The organism is Streptomyces sp. NBC_00461, from assembly GCF_036013935.1.
Classification (GTDB): domain Bacteria; phylum Actinomycetota; class Actinomycetes; order Streptomycetales; family Streptomycetaceae; genus Streptomyces.
Map to the genome: position 1 here is coordinate 5,944,395 of NZ_CP107902.1, position 15,584 is coordinate 5,959,978.

18 protein-coding genes and 3 tRNA genes are annotated in these 15,584 nt (G+C 69.5%); 15 read left to right on the forward strand and 6 right to left on the reverse strand.

All coding sequences use genetic code 11. The features are described from left to right. Positions 1-27: 27 nt before the first annotated feature. Entirely contained in the window at positions 28-240 is a 213-nt protein-coding gene (locus OG870_RS27940) for a hypothetical protein (RefSeq protein ID WP_266589366.1), read from the forward strand. A gap of 69 nt (positions 241-309) precedes the next feature. On the opposite strand, the gene OG870_RS27945 is transcribed toward OG870_RS27940, so the two are convergent. The 3 genes from OG870_RS27945 to OG870_RS27955 all read right to left on the reverse strand — a co-directional run bounded on the left by OG870_RS27945 (position 310) and on the right by OG870_RS27955 (position 3,093). Continuing rightward, positions 310-702 carry a nuclear transport factor 2 family protein gene (locus tag OG870_RS27945; RefSeq protein WP_266589368.1) on the reverse strand — a complete coding sequence of 131 codons (393 nt, stop codon included), beginning with the start codon at positions 700-702 and terminating at the stop codon, positions 310-312. A 2-nt stretch (positions 703-704) separates the two neighbouring features. Beyond that, positions 705-1,361 (reverse strand): NAD(P)H-binding protein, encoded by a 657-nt coding sequence (locus OG870_RS27950; RefSeq protein ID WP_266519592.1) that lies wholly within the window; start codon positions 1,359-1,361, stop codon positions 705-707. Positions 1,362-1,902: 541 nt separating this feature from the next. Then, entirely contained in the window at positions 1,903-3,093 is a 1,191-nt protein-coding gene (locus tag OG870_RS27955; RefSeq protein ID WP_266520561.1) for an amidohydrolase family protein, read from the reverse strand. Between the two features lie 495 nt (positions 3,094-3,588). Here OG870_RS27955 and OG870_RS27960 point away from each other — a divergent pair. The 8 genes from OG870_RS27960 to OG870_RS27995 all read left to right on the forward strand — a co-directional run bounded on the left by OG870_RS27960 (position 3,589) and on the right by OG870_RS27995 (position 8,699). Next, positions 3,589-3,661: transfer RNA gene (locus tag OG870_RS27960), tRNA-Thr, on the forward strand. Between the two features lie 46 nt (positions 3,662-3,707). Then, positions 3,708-3,780 (forward strand) — tRNA-Met (locus OG870_RS27965). An 89-nt stretch (positions 3,781-3,869) separates the two neighbouring features. Beyond that, positions 3,870-4,034 carry a 50S ribosomal protein L33 gene (gene rpmG, locus OG870_RS27970; protein WP_003948671.1) on the forward strand — a complete coding sequence of 55 codons (165 nt, stop codon included), beginning with the start codon at positions 3,870-3,872 and terminating at the stop codon, positions 4,032-4,034. Positions 4,035-4,261: 227 nt separating this feature from the next. Then, positions 4,262-4,714, forward strand: coding sequence for a MaoC family dehydratase N-terminal domain-containing protein (locus tag OG870_RS27975; protein WP_266844373.1), 453 nt, complete (start codon positions 4,262-4,264; stop codon positions 4,712-4,714). Between the two features lie 7 nt (positions 4,715-4,721). Then, positions 4,722-5,150 (forward strand): MaoC family dehydratase, encoded by a 429-nt coding sequence (locus tag OG870_RS27980; protein ID WP_266519598.1) that lies wholly within the window; start codon positions 4,722-4,724, stop codon positions 5,148-5,150. A 174-nt stretch (positions 5,151-5,324) separates the two neighbouring features. Next, entirely contained in the window at positions 5,325-5,894 is a 570-nt protein-coding gene (locus OG870_RS27985; RefSeq protein WP_266844371.1) for a TetR/AcrR family transcriptional regulator, read from the forward strand. Between the two features lie 112 nt (positions 5,895-6,006). Then, positions 6,007-7,449, forward strand: coding sequence for a DHA2 family efflux MFS transporter permease subunit (locus OG870_RS27990; protein WP_266519602.1), 1,443 nt, complete (start codon positions 6,007-6,009; stop codon positions 7,447-7,449). Positions 7,450-7,619: 170 nt separating this feature from the next. Further along, positions 7,620-8,699 (forward strand): UDP-N-acetylmuramate dehydrogenase, encoded by a 1,080-nt coding sequence (locus OG870_RS27995; protein WP_266844368.1) that lies wholly within the window; start codon positions 7,620-7,622, stop codon positions 8,697-8,699. 63 nt (positions 8,700-8,762) lie between these two features. Here OG870_RS27995 and OG870_RS28000 read toward each other — a convergent pair whose 3' ends face one another. After that, positions 8,763-9,395 (reverse strand): NAD(P)-dependent oxidoreductase, encoded by a 633-nt coding sequence (locus tag OG870_RS28000; protein ID WP_266589374.1) that lies wholly within the window; start codon positions 9,393-9,395, stop codon positions 8,763-8,765. A gap of 104 nt (positions 9,396-9,499) precedes the next feature. Between OG870_RS28000 and OG870_RS28005 the strand changes: the two genes are divergently transcribed. Next, complete coding sequence (locus tag OG870_RS28005) at positions 9,500-10,096, forward strand: TetR/AcrR family transcriptional regulator (RefSeq protein ID WP_266519608.1); 597 nt, start codon at positions 9,500-9,502, stop codon at positions 10,094-10,096. 1 nt (position 10,097) lies between these two features. Here OG870_RS28005 and OG870_RS28010 read toward each other — a convergent pair whose 3' ends face one another. After that, positions 10,098-11,126 (reverse strand): adenosine deaminase, encoded by a 1,029-nt coding sequence (locus OG870_RS28010; RefSeq protein WP_266519610.1) that lies wholly within the window; start codon positions 11,124-11,126, stop codon positions 10,098-10,100. Between the two features lie 116 nt (positions 11,127-11,242). Then, the gene (locus OG870_RS28015; protein WP_266519612.1) at positions 11,243-12,469 is read right to left on the reverse strand and encodes a pyridoxal phosphate-dependent aminotransferase; all 1,227 of its coding nucleotides are present in this window, start codon (positions 12,467-12,469) and stop codon (positions 11,243-11,245) included. A 282-nt stretch (positions 12,470-12,751) separates the two neighbouring features. Between OG870_RS28015 and OG870_RS28020 the strand changes: the two genes are divergently transcribed. From OG870_RS28020 to rplA, 5 genes are all read left to right on the forward strand, one after another. Beyond that, a tRNA-Trp gene (locus tag OG870_RS28020) sits at positions 12,752-12,824 on the forward strand. 108 nt (positions 12,825-12,932) lie between these two features. Beyond that, positions 12,933-13,217, forward strand: a complete 285-nt coding sequence (secE, locus tag OG870_RS28025; RefSeq protein WP_266519614.1) for a preprotein translocase subunit SecE — start codon at positions 12,933-12,935, stop codon at positions 13,215-13,217. 80 nt (positions 13,218-13,297) lie between these two features. Then, a complete protein-coding gene (gene nusG / locus OG870_RS28030; RefSeq protein WP_266519616.1) occupies positions 13,298-14,158 on the forward strand; it encodes a transcription termination/antitermination protein NusG in 861 nt (286 codons plus the stop codon). A gap of 169 nt (positions 14,159-14,327) precedes the next feature. Next, positions 14,328-14,762 (forward strand): 50S ribosomal protein L11, encoded by a 435-nt coding sequence (gene rplK, locus OG870_RS28035; RefSeq protein WP_019072313.1) that lies wholly within the window; start codon positions 14,328-14,330, stop codon positions 14,760-14,762. A gap of 83 nt (positions 14,763-14,845) precedes the next feature. After that, complete coding sequence (gene rplA / locus OG870_RS28040; protein WP_266519620.1) at positions 14,846-15,571, forward strand: 50S ribosomal protein L1; 726 nt, start codon at positions 14,846-14,848, stop codon at positions 15,569-15,571. The last annotated feature ends 13 nt before the right edge of the window (positions 15,572-15,584 follow it).

Below are 15,584 nucleotides of genomic sequence, written 5' to 3' on the forward strand. Positions count from 1 at the left end.
CGCCTCCGCTCAGGGCACACTGACCCCATGTCCACTCGCCGCAGGCGCTGCCCCGAATGCCGTCGAGAGATCGCCGTCGTCGCCGGACGCTTCGCACGGCATGACCCGCCCGGCGCACGCCGGAACGGCGCACTCGTCTCCTGCCCCGGCTCCCGCCGACAGGCTCAACTAGACGCGGCTCAACCGTCGTTGGACGCCTTCGTCATCCCCGAGATTGCGGGCCAACTGCACCTGTTCTAGAAGGCCACTTTCTGGACGACAGCCTTCTGGACGACCGCCTTCGGGATGACCGCCACGGACGGCCGCTTGCTAGGGCTCCTGCGCCCCCGCCCGTACGTCCATCCGCGTCACCAGCCCGTCCCCGCCGAACCGGTACACGTGCTCGACCGTCCCCTCCGCCCACCGGTCACCCGACGCGTCCTCCCACATCCCCGTCCGTACGGTCGCCACCACCCCCACGCCATCCCCGTCGAGCCGCACCCCCTCCAGGCGTACGAGGGGATGCCCGGCCGCGAACTGCCGCGTCCAGTAGGCGCGTACCTCCTCGCGGCCGTGCAGACGGACGCCGTCGAGGACGTTCGGCCAGTCCACGTCCGGCGCCAGACACCGGAGTACGAAGGTGTCGCGCTCGTCTGTCGAGAAGACCTCGTACATACGCCGCAGCAGGGCCTCCTGTGCGGCCGGCGCCCCCTCGCCCGCCACGCTCAGTTCCCGGCGATGGACTTCACGGCCACCGACACCGGAGTCGACCCACTGACCAGTTCCAGAATCAGGCCGGCCGTCGCCGGGGTGTCCACCAACTCCGCGAGTACGGCGGACACGTCGTCACGGGGGATCGCACCGCGGCCCGTGTGCGCCTCCAGCCGGACCAGGCCGGTACCGGCGTCGTTCGTCAGCGACCCGGGGCGCAGGATCGTCGCGTCGAGGGCGTCCAGCCGCAGTACGTGGGCGTCGGCCTCGCCCTTCGCGCGCAGGTACACGTCGAAGATGTCGTCCCCCTGGTGTGCGGGATCGGCGCCCATCGACGAGACGACCACGTGTCGTCGTACGCCGACCCGAACCGCCGCGTCCGCAAACAGGATCGCCGCCCCTTTGTCCACTGATTCCTTGCGGGCCGCCCCGCTGCCCGGACCGGCGCCCGCCGCGAAGACCGCTGCGTCGGCGCCCTGCAGACACGCCGCGACCTCCTCGACCGAGGCCGCCTCCAGATCCATCAGAACCGGTTCGGCACCGGCCTCCCGCAGGTCGTCGCCCTGCTCGGCGTGACGGATGATCCCCGCAACCTCGTCTCCGCGCGCGGCGAGCAACCGCTCCAGCCGCAGCGCGATCTGACCATGACCACCAGCGATGACAATGCGCATGTTTCCGACCGTACGCCCGGACGGCCGCATCCGCCGCACGACTTGAGCCACGTCCCAGAGTGCGCACGCGAAGCTGCGTGCGGAGCCGCATGCGGAGCGTGCACGAAGAGCTCATGCGCTGGGCGCACGACCTCCGTTTGCGCGCTCCCCGGTGCGCCTCGATGACCCCTTGTCCTGGCGCCCGCCCCGCATGAGCTGAGGGCTCGGGCTCTTCGAACTCCTCGGACGCTTGGGTGGCGGCGCATGAGCCGAAAACGGTCACGCTCAGTGCGCGGCGGTGATGCGGGGCAGGCCGGTGATGCGGGGCAGGACTCCCCGTACGTTCACGCCGATGTGCCCACGGCGTACACGTAGAGAGGGCCACCCGGCGCACGTGCCAGCTTTGCGCGCCCCGCGCACGCTGGGCGTACCGGGCGTCCCAACGCCCCAACACGCCTCAGTCCCCGCCCGCTGGGACCGCTTGTCCGGGGCCATCGCCCTCGAACCGTCCTAGCCCCTCGAGCCGAGCCTCTGCCCATCCCTCGCCTACTCGGTCCCACCCTCACGACAACGCTCCCCGCCCCTGCCGAGGCAGCCCCAGTTCCACCGCCGCAGCCGAGTTGCAGTACTCCCGTACAGCGCTCGTTCTCGCCACCACCCGCCCCCGATGCACCACGATCCGGCTGTACGCCAGAGACAGCGCGCCCGCCAGCCGGTCGCCGCGCAGGGCCAGCAACTCGGCCGGGAAACCCGCCTCCACGCGCACCTCGGGCAGCCCCATCACGGCCCGTGCCGACGAGCTGACCGCGTCGTACGAGTCCTCGGGCCGCAACCCGTACCGGGAGGCCAGCAGGTAGGCCGCCTCCAAGGGGTCACCGCGCCCCACCGGGTTGGACATGTCGCGCAGGGCGCCGCTGCCCGCGGCGACGCGCACGCCGGCCGCCCGCAGCAGCCGTACGGGAGCCGTGCCCCGCTGGTCGGTGCCGCCGCAGCTGCCCTGGGGCAGGCACACCACCGTCACCCCGGCCGCCGCGAGCTGGTCCGCGGTGCGTCGGACGGTCTCGTCAGGCAGCCGCGAGAGGCCGCCGCACGGGCCGATCGTCACCCCGGGGCGCAGCCCGCCGGCCATCGCCACGAGCCGCGCGAGGCGGGCCGGGTCAGCGGCGTCGGTGTGCAGGTCGACCGGGCAACCGTGCTCGGCGGCGACCTCGAGGACCGCCTCCACATACCCGGTCGGATCCGGGTCCAGATCCGGACAGCCGCCCACCACGGAGGCGCCCATCTTCAACGCGTCCCGCAGCATCGAGAGCCCGTCCGCCCCCGCCACGCCGGTCAGCACCCTCGGCATCGCCACCGTCGTCAGTTCCGTCAGCCCGCGCAGCGAACGCCTCGCCTGCAGTACGGCGGCCAGCGCGCCCAACCCCTGAACATCGCCCACGCGCACGTGTGCCCGCAACGCGGTCGCCCCGTGCCCCAGTTGCAACAGCGCCGCCTCGGTGGCCCGACGCTGGACCTCCTGGGCCTCGTACGACGCCGGGCCGTCGCCTTCTGCCGACAGCGCGGTGTCCAGGTGGGCGTGTGGTTCGGCCGGCGCCGGCAGGAGCAGATAGCCGGTGAGATCCACGCGCGTGCCGCAGCCCCGCACTCCGCCCGCAGCCAGGCTGCCGGCCGTGCCGACCGCCTCGATGCGCCCGCCGCCCAGCCGTACGTCCACGGTCCGGCCGTCCGTCAGCCGCGCCCCGCACAGCAGCAGGGCGGCCGGGTCACCCGCCTGTCCCGAGGCGCCCGGGAAACCCGAAGAAGGCGACCCCGAAGAAGAAGGCGACCCCGAAGAACCCGAAGAGCCTGAAGAACCCGCAGAACCCGCAGAACCCGCAGAACCAGAAGAGCCTGAAGAACCCGAAGCACCGGAGGCACTGGAGGAGGACGAGCCCGATGAGGACGACGACGAGTGGGGCGGCTGCGGCTGGCTGTCGGGCATCGCGCTCCAGGGGATCGGGGACTGTGCAGCAGGACGCAAGATCACGCAGAGTGAGTCGAGCCTAGGGTGGCGATCCGCTCGCGTCGGGGAGGAGCGCAATAGTCGTACCGGTGTGGTCCGTCGTGCCGGAGAGGCCTCAGTGACTGGTGGGAGAGCCGTGAGACGGGCCGCGGCAGGGGTCCGGACAGCGGGTGGAACAAGGCCGGACGGGGGCCCCGAAACGGATTTGGGCGAACGGCAGGCGAGCGTGTAATGTCTTCATCGCTCGCCCCAATAGCTCAGTCGGTAGAGCGTCTCCATGGTAAGGAGAAGGTCTACGGTTCGATTCCGTATTGGGGCTCTGGTGTGAGAGGTCCCCGCCGCAAGGCGGGGCCCGATCGCATCACAGCGGTGTAGCTCAGTCGGTAGAGCAAGCGGCTCATAATCGCTGTGTCACCGGTTCAAGTCCGGTCACCGCTACTGACAGTAGCCGATTGCGGGGTCGGTCCTTCGATCGGCTACTCTTTTATGCGTTCAACCGTCCTATCCGTTCGTCAAGGAGCACTCACGTGGCTGCCACCGACGTCCGCCCGAAGATCACGCTGGCCTGCGTGGAGTGCAAGGAGCGGAACTACATCACCAAGAAGAACCGGCGTAACAACCCGGACCGACTGGAGATGAAGAAGCACTGCCCGCGTTGCAACGCGCACACCGCGCACCGCGAAACGCGATAAATCAGGCTCGTACGCGAGGCCGCCCCCACTAGTCGGGGGCGGCCTCGCGTCGTTTCGATGCCGGTTACCGACCGGTTCCAGTCGACTACAGGGCGCCCAGAGCAGACATCAGGCCGCGTCAGGCGTCAGGCCGCGCCAGGCAGGCATGTGGCAGGCGTCTGGTTGACGTCGGCGCACAGGCAGCAGACATCAGCGCATCAGCAGGCAGACATCGGGAGGTGCGGGCCATGGCGCTCGACCAGTCCTTCGTGGGGCGGAGTTATCCGCCGACCGAGCCCTATGAGGTGGGCCGGGAGAAGATCCGTGAGTTCGCGGAGGCGGTGGGGGACCTCAACCCGGCGTACACGGACCCGGAGGCCGCCAAGGCGCTGGGGCATCCGGATGTGATCGCTCCGCCGACGTTCGTCTTCGCGATCACCTTCAAGGCCGCGGGTCAGGTCGTCGAGGATCCCCAGCTCGGCCTGGATTACAGCCGTGTGGTGCACGGTGACCAGAAGTTCGCCTATGTGCGTCCGGTGCGTGCCGGTGACCGGCTGTCGGTCACCTCGTCCATCGAGGCGATCAGGTCCATGGCGGGCAACGACATCCTGGACATCCGGGGCGAGGTCCGTGACGAGGCGGGCGAGCATGTGGTGACCGCCTGGACGAAGCTGGTGGCCCGCGCGGCCGAGGAGGCGTGAGGAACCGATGACGGCGAAGATCGCTTACGACGGGGTCGAGGTCGGGACCGAACTGCCCGGCCAGGCGTTCCCGGTGACGCGGGCCACGCTCGTGCAGTACGCGGGTGCGTCGGGGGATTTCAACCCGATCCACTGGAACGAGAGGTTCGCCAGGGAGGTCGGGCTGCCGGACGTGATCGCGCACGGCATGTTCACGATGGCCGAGGCGATCCGGGTGGTCACCGACTGGACCGGCGATCCGGGCGCGGTCGTCGAGTACGGCGTCCGTTTCACCCGGCCGGTGGTCGTCGCGGACGACGACCAGGGTGCCGTCATCGAGGTCAGCGGCAAGGTGGCCGCCAAGCTCGACGACCACACGGTCCGCGTGGACCTCACGGCGACCAGCGCCGGGCAGAAGGTGCTCGGGATGTCACGAGCGGTCGTACGACTGGCTTGAGGGGGCACCGCGTCCCAGTTGATGCCTTGATGCGTTGATGCCTTGGTTCCTTGATGCGGCGATGCGGCGATGCGGCGATGTAAGGGGCGTTCTCCGTGCGAGGCGCCCCTTACGCATATGCCCCCCTCCTCCACCCTCTTGACGTAGTTAGTGATTGAGCACTAACTTACTTGCATGGTCAGGATGAGCGCAGAGGAGAGGCGCGAGAGCGTCATCCGTGCGGCGACCGCAGAGTTCGCCCGCGGTGGTTACTACGGCACGTCGACCGAGGCGATCGCCAAGAGGGTCGGCGTCTCGCAGCCCTATCTCTTCCGGCTCTTCCCGGGCAAGAAGGCGATGTTCCTCGCGGTGGCGCAGCGCTGTGTGGAGGACACGATCCGCACGTTCGAGGACGCCGCCAAGGGGCTGGAGGGCGAAGAAGCCCGGACTGCCATGGCGAACGCGTACACGCAGGTGATCGCGGAGCAGCCCGAGCGGCTGCTGATGCAGATGCAGATGTACGTCACCGTGGCCGCCGCCGAGCAGGCCGGCGACCACGAACTCGGCGAGGAGGTGCGGGCGGGCTGGATGCGACTGTGGGACACGGTTCATCTGCCGCTCGGCGCTGATATCGACGAGACGACGAGGTTCATGGCGTGCGGGATGCTCATCAATTGCCTGGTGGCCATGGGATTCCCTCCCGGACATCGAGTCTGGGAAGGGGTCTATCCGGAGGCGCGACTCAAGGGCCGTCTGGAGAAGTAGCGGGGTTCGCAACTGCTCATCGCCACTGCCTTTTCATGTCCGCATAAGTTAGTGATCAATAACTAAATCTACGTCCATCGATATGTGCGACCGACCACCCGCTGGGGGAGCGATGTCACAGCAGACCGCACGTCGCGGGGGAACCGTCTGGGCCCTCGTCATCACCAGCGTCGCCGGATTCATGGCGGCCCTGGACAACCTCGTCGTCACCACCGCCCTGCCCTCCATCCGCAAGGACCTCGGCGGGGCGCTGGGTGATCTGGAATGGACGGTGAGTGCATACACACTCACCTTCGCAGTCCTCCTGATGTTCGGTGCGGCGCTCGGCGACCGGTTCGGCCGCCGCCGGCTCTTCCTCGTCGGCCTCACCGTCTTCACCGGTGCCTCCGCCGCCGCGGCCATGGCGACCGGCATCAACTCCCTGATCGCCGCCCGCGCGGTCCAGGGCGTCGGCGCGGCGATCATGATGCCGCTGACACTCACCCTGCTGACCGCGGCCGTGCCCGCCGCCAAGCGCGGCATGGCGTACGGCATCTGGGGCGCCGTCAACGGGCTCGCCGTGGCCTCCGGACCGCTCATCGGCGGCAGCCTCACCGAGCACGTCTCCTGGCACTGGATCTTCTGGCTGAACGTCCCGCTGGGCATCGCCCTGCTGCCGCTCGCCCGTCTGCGCCTGGCCGAGTCGTACGGCACCGGCGCCCCGCTGGACGTGCCCGGCACCCTGCTCGCCAGCGGCGGCCTGTTCGGGATCGTCTACGGCCTGGTCCGCGGGCCGGCCGACGGCTGGACCAGCTCCCTGGTGCTCACCGGCCTGTTCGTCGGCGCCGCGCTCCTCGTGGGCTTCGTCGGCTATAGCGTCCGCGCCAAGAACCCCATGCTCCCGATGCGGCTGTTCCGCTCCCGCGCCTTCGCCGGGATCAACGCGGCCAGCCTGCTGATGTTCCTCGGCATGTTCGGTTCGATCTTCCTGCTCAGCCAGTTCATGCAGGGTGTCCTCGGCTACTCGCCCACCGAGGCGGGCCTCAGGATGCTGCCCTGGACCGGTATGCCGATGCTGGTCGCCCCGATCGCCGGCATCCTGTCCGACCGCATCGGCGGCCGGCCCGTCGTCGCCACCGGCCTCTTCCTGCAGGCCGCCGGCCTCGGCTGGATGGCCGCCGTGGTGGCACCCGGCGTCTCCTACGCCGCCCAGCTGCCCGCCCTGATCATCAGCGGCATCGGCATGGCCCTCTACTTCGCCCCCGCCGCCAACCTGGTCATGTCCAGCGTTCTGCCCAAGGAACAGGGCATCGCCTCCGGCGCCAACAACGCACTGCGCGAGGTCGGCGGCGCACTCGGTATCGCGATCATGGCGTCGATCTTTTCGGCACAGGGTGGCTACGAGTCCGCGCAGGCCTTCGTCGACGGCCTGCAGCCCGCGCTGGTGACGGGCTCCGCGGTCGTGGCGGTCGCCGCGGTGGCCGCCCTGCTGATTCCCACCCGGCGGCGCGCGGCCGAGGCCGTGAAGGCGGCCGAAGAGGCACCGGCACCCGCGCTGGAGACGGCGTCCCACTGACCCCTTGATCCGGTGTCCCACCGACACCGAGATCCGGCGCCCCACTGACCTCTCGATCTGGAGGGGCAGCCCACTCCGACCTGAGCACGCGCGCGTACGGCCCCGTCCACCCAGGCGGGGCCGTACGCGCGCGTGGCCGGGCTGTCGGTCGATGGCTGCCGGGGCTGTCAGTGGCGTCTCGTAGTCTTGAGCGCGTGCAGGAACTCCACGACGCTCCCCTCGCCCCGCTGACCACGTTCCGGCTGGGCGGTCCCGCGACCCGGCTGCTCACCGCGACCACCGACGCCGAGGTGATCGCCGCCGTCCGCGAGGCCGACGACACCGGGACGCCGCTGCTGCTGATCGGCGGCGGTTCGAACCTGGTCATCGGCGACAAGGGCTTCGCGGGCACCGCGCTGGTCATCGCGACCAAGGGCTTCGACCTCACCGGCACCCGCCTGGAGCTGGCCGCCGGAGAGGTGTGGACCGACGCCGTCGCCCACACCGTGGAGGCCGGTCTGGCCGGCATCGAATGCCTGGCCGGCATCCCGGGCTCGGCCGGCGCCACCCCCATCCAGAACGTGGGGGCGTATGGCCAGGAGGTCTCCTCCACCATCACAGAAGTGATCGCCTACGACCGGCACACGCGCGAGACGGTCACCGTCCCGAGCGCCGACTGCGCGTTCTCGTACCGGCACAGCCGCTTCAAGGCCGACCCCGAGCGGTACGTCGTCCTGCGCGTCCGCTTCGAGCTGGAGGACGCCGACGGACTCTCGGCGCCCGTCAAGTACGCCGAGACCGCCCGCGCCCTCGGCGTCGAGCCCGGGGACCGCGTCCCGCTGGCCGCCGCCCGCGAGACCGTCATCGAGCTGCGCTCCGGCAAGGGCATGGTCCTGGACCCCGAGGACCACGACACCTGGTCGGCCGGCTCCTTCTTCACCAACCCGATCCTCACCGACGCCCAGTTCGCCGCGTTCCACGCGCGCGTGCGGGAGCGGCTCGGCGACGGCGTGGAGCCGCCCGCGTACCCGGCGGGGGAGGGGCACACCAAGACCTCCGCCGCCTGGCTGATCGACAAGGCCGGCTTCACCAAGGGCTACGGCACGGGGCCCGCCCGCATCTCCACCAAGCACACCCTCGCCCTGACCAACCGGGGCGAGGCCACCACCGAGGACCTGCTCGCACTCGCCCGCGAGATCGTCGCAGGCGTCCGCGAGGCCTTCGGCATCACACTCGTCAACGAGCCGGTGACAGTCGGCGTCAGCCTGTAGAGGGCGGCTTGCGGGGACCGGCAGGGGGCCGGCACGGCGGGCGCAGGAACGCCTCGGCACGCCTCAGTACGCCACACCCACCCCCTGCTTCACCGTCCCCGGATCGCCCGCCAACGCCAGCATCGCGTGCGCCACATCCGCGCGCCCGATGAAGCGGCCCCTGGCCGGAAAGCCGCCGACCACCGTCCGGTAGGCGCCCGTCACCGGCTTGTCCTGCAGCCGCGGCGGCCGTACGACCGTCCAGTCCGACGCGCTGCCGGCCAGCTCGGCCTCCATGGCGCCCAGGTCGGCGTAGACGTCCTTGAGCAGCGCGGAGATGACGGCGCGCGCCGTGCGGTCGAGCGGACCGTCCCCCTCGGGCGGCGGGCCGACCGGGCCCGCGCTCACCACGAGCAGCCGCCGCACCCCCTCCGCCTCCATGGCGCCCAGCACCGTGCGCGTCAGCCGGGTCGCCACCCCCGCATCCTTGCGGCTGCGCGCGCCGAGCCCCGACAGCACGACGTCCCGGCCGGCCACCGCGGGCCGGACCTTCTCCGGATCGGCGAGGTCGTCCCGGAACACCTCCAGCCGATCGCCCGTCACGGACAGCCGTGCTGGGTCCCGCACGACCGCCGTCACCTCGTGGCCCGCGCCCAGGGCCTGGCGGACGATCTCCCGGCCAATGCCGCCGGTGGCGCCGAAAACGGTGAGTTTCATGGCTACTCCCGTGCCTCTAGACAGTGGGTGAGTATTCACTCACCACCTCTTCCCACTAGAGTGAGTGGGCACTCACCCACCCGTCAAGCCTGATTGGACGATCCATGGAAACGAAGCCGGCCCGGGTCCGCATCCTCGATGCCGCTCACGAGCTGATGCTCACCGTCGGGCTGGCCCGCACCACCACAAAGGAGATCGCCAGGGCGGCCGACTGCTCCGAGGCCGCGCTCTACAAGTACTTCGCGAGCAAGGAGGAGCTGTTCATCCGGGTTCTCTCGGAGCGGCTGTCCCAGTTGACGCCGCTGCTGAGCAGGCTGGCCGCCGAGCCCGGACAGGGCACGCTGGAGGAGAACCTGACCGAGATCGCCCGCCACGCCGCCCTCTTCTACGAGGAGAGCTTCCCGATCGCCGCGTCCCTGTACGCCGAGACCCAGCTCAAGCGGCGCCACGACGACGCGATGCGGCAGATGGGAACGGGCCCGCACAAGCCGATCCAGGGCCTGGACACCTACCTGCGGGCCGAGCAGGAACTCGGCCGGGTCAGCCACGACGCGGACACCTTCGCGGCCGCGTCACTGCTACTGGGCGCCTGCGCGCAGCGGGCGTTCGCTTACGACGCGACGAGGGAGGCCGTACGACCGCCGGTGGACGATTTCGCCGCGCGCCTGACACGGACCCTGCTGATCGGCATCGCCGACTGACCTAGGCCAGCCAGTCGTCCACCCCCGCCAGCAGCTTCGCCCGAACGTCCTCCGGTGCCGCCGAAGCACGCACCGACTGGCGGGCCAGCTCCGCCAACTCCTCGTCCGTGAAGGCGTGATGGCGGCGGGCGATGTCGTACTGGGCGGCCAGCCGCGAGCCGAACAGCAGCGGGTCGTCGGCGCCGAGCGCCATCGGGACCCCCGCCTCGAACAGCGTGCGCAGCGGGACGTCCTCGGGCTTCTCGTAGACCCCCAGGGCCACGTTCGAGGCGGGACACACCTCGCAGGTCACACCCCGGTCCGCCAGGCGCTTCAGCAGGCGAGGGTCCTCCGCCGCCCGCACGCCGTGCCCGATCCGGTTCGCGTCCAGGTCGTCGAGGCAGTCCCGCACCGACGCCGGGCCGGTCAGCTCGCCGCCGTGCGGGGCGGACAGCAGACCGCCCTCGCGCGCGATGTTGAACGCCCGGTCGAAGTCCCTCGCCATGCCCCGGCGTTCGTCGTTGGAGAGCCCGAAGCCGACCACACCCCGGTCCGCGTACCGCACCGCCAGCCGGGCCAGCGTGCGCGCGTCCAGCGGGTGCTTCATCCGGTTCGCGGCGACCAGGACCCGCATCCCGAGCCCCGTCTCGCGCGACGTGGTCTCCACCGCGTCCAGGATGATCTCCAGCGCCGGGATCAGCCCACCCAGCCGGGGCGCGTACGACGTCGGGTCCACCTGGATCTCCAGCCACCCCGAACCGTCCTTCACATCCTCCTCCGCGGCCTCCCGCACCAGCCGCCGGATGTCCTCGGGCTCTCTGAGGCACGAGCGCGCGGCGTCGTACAGCCGCTGGAAGCGGAACCAGCCCCGCTCGTCCGTCGCCCGCAACTTCGGCGGCTCCCCGCTGGTCAGCGCCTCGGTCAGCGCATCGGGCAGTCGCACCCCGTACTTGTCGGCCAGCTCCAGCACGGTCGTGGGCCGCATCGACCCGGTGAAGTGCAGGTGCAGATGGGCCTTCGGCAGCTCAGAGACATCACGTACACGCTCCATTCCAGGATCCTGCCGTACGCCCCGGCCGTCCCGGTAGCGGATTCCCCGTACGTGGTCTTGCTCGCACAAAAAAACGGGCCCCCTCACCCGAGGGGGCCCGTCCGACTGCGGCGAGGTCAGTCCTGCGCCTCCGCGAGCAGCTTCTGGATCCGGCTGACGCCCTCGACGAGATCCTCGTCACCCAGGGCGTACGACAGCCGCAGATAGCCGGGCGTGCCGAAGGCCTCGCCCGGGACGACCGCGACCTCGGCCTCCTCCAGGATCAGCGCGGCCAGCTCGACCGTGTCCTGCGGACGCTTGCCGCGGATCTCCTTGCCGAGCAGGCCCTTCGCCGACGGGTACGCGTAGAAGGCGCCCTCGGGCTCGGGGCAGACGATGCCGTCGATCTCGTTGAGCATCCGCACGATGGTCTTGCGGCGGCGGTCGAAGGCCTCGCGCATCGTGGCGACGGCGTCCAGGTCGCCGGAGACGGCGGCCAGGGCGGCCACCTGGGCGACGTTCGACACGTTCGACGTGGCGTGCGACTGCAGGTTCGTCGCGGCCTTGATCACGTCCTTCGGGCCGATGACCCAGCCCACACGCCAGCCCGTCATCGCGTACGTCTTCGCCACACCGTTGACCACGATGCACCGGTCGCGCAGCTCGGGCAGCAGCGCCGGAAGGGATACGGAGACCGCGTCGCCGTAGACCAGGTGCTCGTAGATCTCGTCGGTCATCACCCACAGGCCGTGCTCGACGGCCCAGCGGCCGATGGCCTCGGTCTCGGCCTCGGAGTACACCGCGCCGGTCGGGTTGGACGGTGAGACGAAGAGGACGACCTTCGTCTTCTCCGTGCGCGCGGCCTCCAACTGCTCCACGCTCACGCGGTAGCCGGTCGTCTCGTCCGCTACGACCTCGACCGGGACACCGTCGGCCAGACGGATCGACTCCGGGTACGTCGTCCAGTAGGGCGCCGGGACGATGACCTCGTCGCCCGGGTCGAGGATCGCGGCGAAGGCCTCGTAGATGGCCTGCTTGCCGCCGTTGGTGACCAGGATCTGCGAGACGTCCGGCTCGTAGCCCGAATCGCGCAGCGTCTTCGCGGCGATCGCGGCCTTCAGTTCGGGCAGACCGCCGGCCGGCGTGTAGCGGTGGTACTTCGGGTTCCTGCAGGCCTCGACCGCGGCCTCGACGATGTAGTCCGGAGTCGGGAAGTCCGGTTCACCGGCGCCGAAGCCGATCACCGGCCGCCCAGCGGCCTTGAGGGCCTTGGCCTTGGCGTCCACGGCGAGAGTGGCGGACTCGGAGATCGCGCCGACTCGGGCGGAGACCCGGCGCTCGGTGGGAGGGGTTGCAGCGCTCATGCCCCCATCGTTTCAGACCGGAAACGTCCGCGGCACACGGGTTTCACGGACTGAACATCCTGGGGCCGGCCACTGAACACCTATCCGGATTCACCCCACGGCCTGGGTGATCTTCCGTCGGTTTTCCGGCGATCTTCCTTCCCCAATGCCCTTACGGGCGCTTTCTGTTCGACGGGGCGCTTCGGACCACGTACACTCTCACCTCGTTGGCCATCAGCAGCCGCGCCGCAGACGGTGCACACCGAGCACTCGGTCGGATGCGGTACGTTGGTGGACACACAAAGGGTCGTAGCTCAATTGGTAGAGCACCGGTCTCCAAAACCGGCGGTTGGGGGTTCAAGTCCCTCCGGCCCTGCTACACACACCTTCGCCAGGATGTGTGCGCATGTACGTACTGCATTGCAACGCCGTGCGGCTCAGACCGGGCGCGGCACGGCCACGACCCGGGAACAGGTGAGGACGAATGGCGGACGCCGTGGGCTCCATCGACACGCCTGATGCCCAGGACGAGGCGCGGGAGACCAAGAAGTCCCGCAAGGGCGGCAAGCGGGCCAAGAAGGGCCCGTTCAAGAGGCTTGCCCTCTTCTATCGTCAGGTCATCGCCGAACTCCGCAAGGTCGTCTGGCCTACGCGGAATCAGCTGTCGACGTACACCACCGTGGTGATTGTCTTCGTCGTCATCATGATCGGCCTGGTGACCGTGATTGACTATGGGCTCAGTCACGCGGCCAAGTACGTCTTCGGCTGAGCAGAGAGCGAAGGGCGCCGAGGTACCCGGCGCCCCTTTCGCATGTTCCACCCCCATGTATCCAGGAAGAAGCAGCCACCGTGTCTGACACGAACCTGAACGACGACGCCATCGAGCCGGACGAGTCCGTGGACGACGAACTCGACATCGTCGAGGGCGCGGACGAGCAGGACGAGTTCGAGGCTGCCGAGGCCGAGGCGGGGGAGCCGGCCGAGGAGGCCGCCCTGCAGGTCGTGGACGAGGACGAGACCGCCGAGGACGAGACCGCCGAAGAGGCCGTCGTGGACGAGGCCGTCGAGGAGGAGCCCGAGCCGGCCGAGCCCGTCGACCCGGTCCAGGCGCTCCGCGAGGAGCTTCGCTCCCTCCCCGGCGAGTGGTACGTCATCCACACGTACGCCGGTTACGAGAACCGCGTGAAGACCAACCTTGAGCAGCGCGCCGTCTCGCTGAACGTCGAGGACTACATCTTCCAGGCCGAGGTGCCGCAGGAAGAGGTCGTCCAGATCAAGAACGGCGACCGCAAGACCATCAAGCAGAACAAGCTCCCGGGCTACGTCCTCGTCCGCATGGACCTGACGAACGAGTCCTGGGGTGTGGTCCGCAACACCCCCGGCGTCACCGGCTTCGTGGGCAACGCCTACGACCCCTACCCGCTGACCCTGGACGAGATCGTCAAGATGCTCGCCCCGGAGGCCGAGGAGAAGGCAGCCCGTGAGGCCGCCGAGGCCGAGGGCAAGCCCGTCCCGCAGCGCAAGGTCGAGGTCCAGGTGCTGGACTTCGAGGTCGGCGACTCGGTCACGGTCACGGACGGCCCGTTCGCCACGCTCCAGGCGACCATCAACGAGATCAACCCCGACTCGAAGAAGGTCAAGGGTCTGGTGGAGATCTTCGGTCGGGAGACCCCGGTCGAGCTGTCGTTCGACCAGATCCAGAAGAACTAGTTCTTCCTGGAACACGCGCCTCCGACCAGGTCAGACAGGCTCTCGACAGCCGGTCTGACCTGCTCGGTTTTTGGCCGCACACCTATACCCGTTATCGTTGTGCGGTATGCCTTCATCCGGGACGCGACCCGGGCGCAGGCACGCCTCAATCGAAAGGACCCGGAGAGTAATGCCTCCCAAGAAGAAGAAGGTCACGGGGCTCATCAAGCTCCAGATCAACGCCGGTGCGGCGAACCCGGCTCCGCCGGTCGGCCCCGCGCTGGGTCAGCACGGCGTCAACATCATGGAGTTCTGCAAGGCGTACAACGCCGCGACCGAGTCGCAGCGTGGCTGGGTGATCCCGGTGGAGATCACGGTCTACGAGGACCGTTCCTTCACCTTCGTCACCAAGACGCCGCCGGCCGCGAAGATGATCCTCAAGGCCGCGGGTGTGGAGAAGGGCTCCGGCGAGCCGCACAAGACCAAGGTCGCCAAGATCACCCAGGCGCAGGTCCGCGAGATCGCCACGACCAAGCTCCCCGACCTCAACGCCAACGACCTGGACGCCGCGTCGAAGATCATCGCCGGCACCGCCCGTTCCATGGGCATCACGGTCGAGGGCTGAGCCCCAACCTCCCCGCACGTCAGCAGAAGTGGCAGGGCCTGCTCGGCCCGGACCACGACTCCTAAGAATCCACAGGAGCAGTAGTGAGCAAGCGCAGCAAGTCTCTCCGCGCTGCGGACGCCAAGATCGACCGGGACAAGCTCTACGCCCCGCTCGAGGCCGTCCGTCTCGCCAAGGAGACCTCCACGACCAAGTTCGACGGCACCGTCGAGGTCGCCTTCCGTCTGGGTGTCGACCCGCGCAAGGCCGACCAGATGGTCCGTGGCACCGTGAACCTGCCGCACGGCACCGGTAAGACCGCCCGGGTCCTGGTCTTCGCGACCGGTGACCGTGCAGCGGCCGCAGAGGCCGCGGGCGCCGACATCGTCGGCTCCGACGAACTGATCGACGAGGTGGCGAAGGGCCGTCTGGACTTCGACGCCGTCGTCGCCACCCCGGACCTCATGGGCAAGGTCGGCCGCCTCGGCCGCGTACTCGGTCCCCGTGGTCTGATGCCGAACCCCAAGACCGGCACCGTGACCCCGGACGTCGCCAAGGCTGTCAACGACATCAAGGGCGGCAAGATCGAGTTCCGCGTCGACAAGCACTCGAACCTGCACTTCATCATCGGCAAGGTGTCGTTCGACGACACCAAGCTGGTGGAGAACTACGGCGCCGCGCTGGACGAGATCCTCCGTCTGAAGCCGTCCGCCGCCAAGGGTCGCTACATCAAGAAGGCCGCGATCAGCACCACGATCGGCCCCGGCATTCCGGTCGACTCCAACCGCACCCGCAACCTCCTCGTCGAGGAGGACCCGGCCGCCGTCTGATCCCGACGGCAGT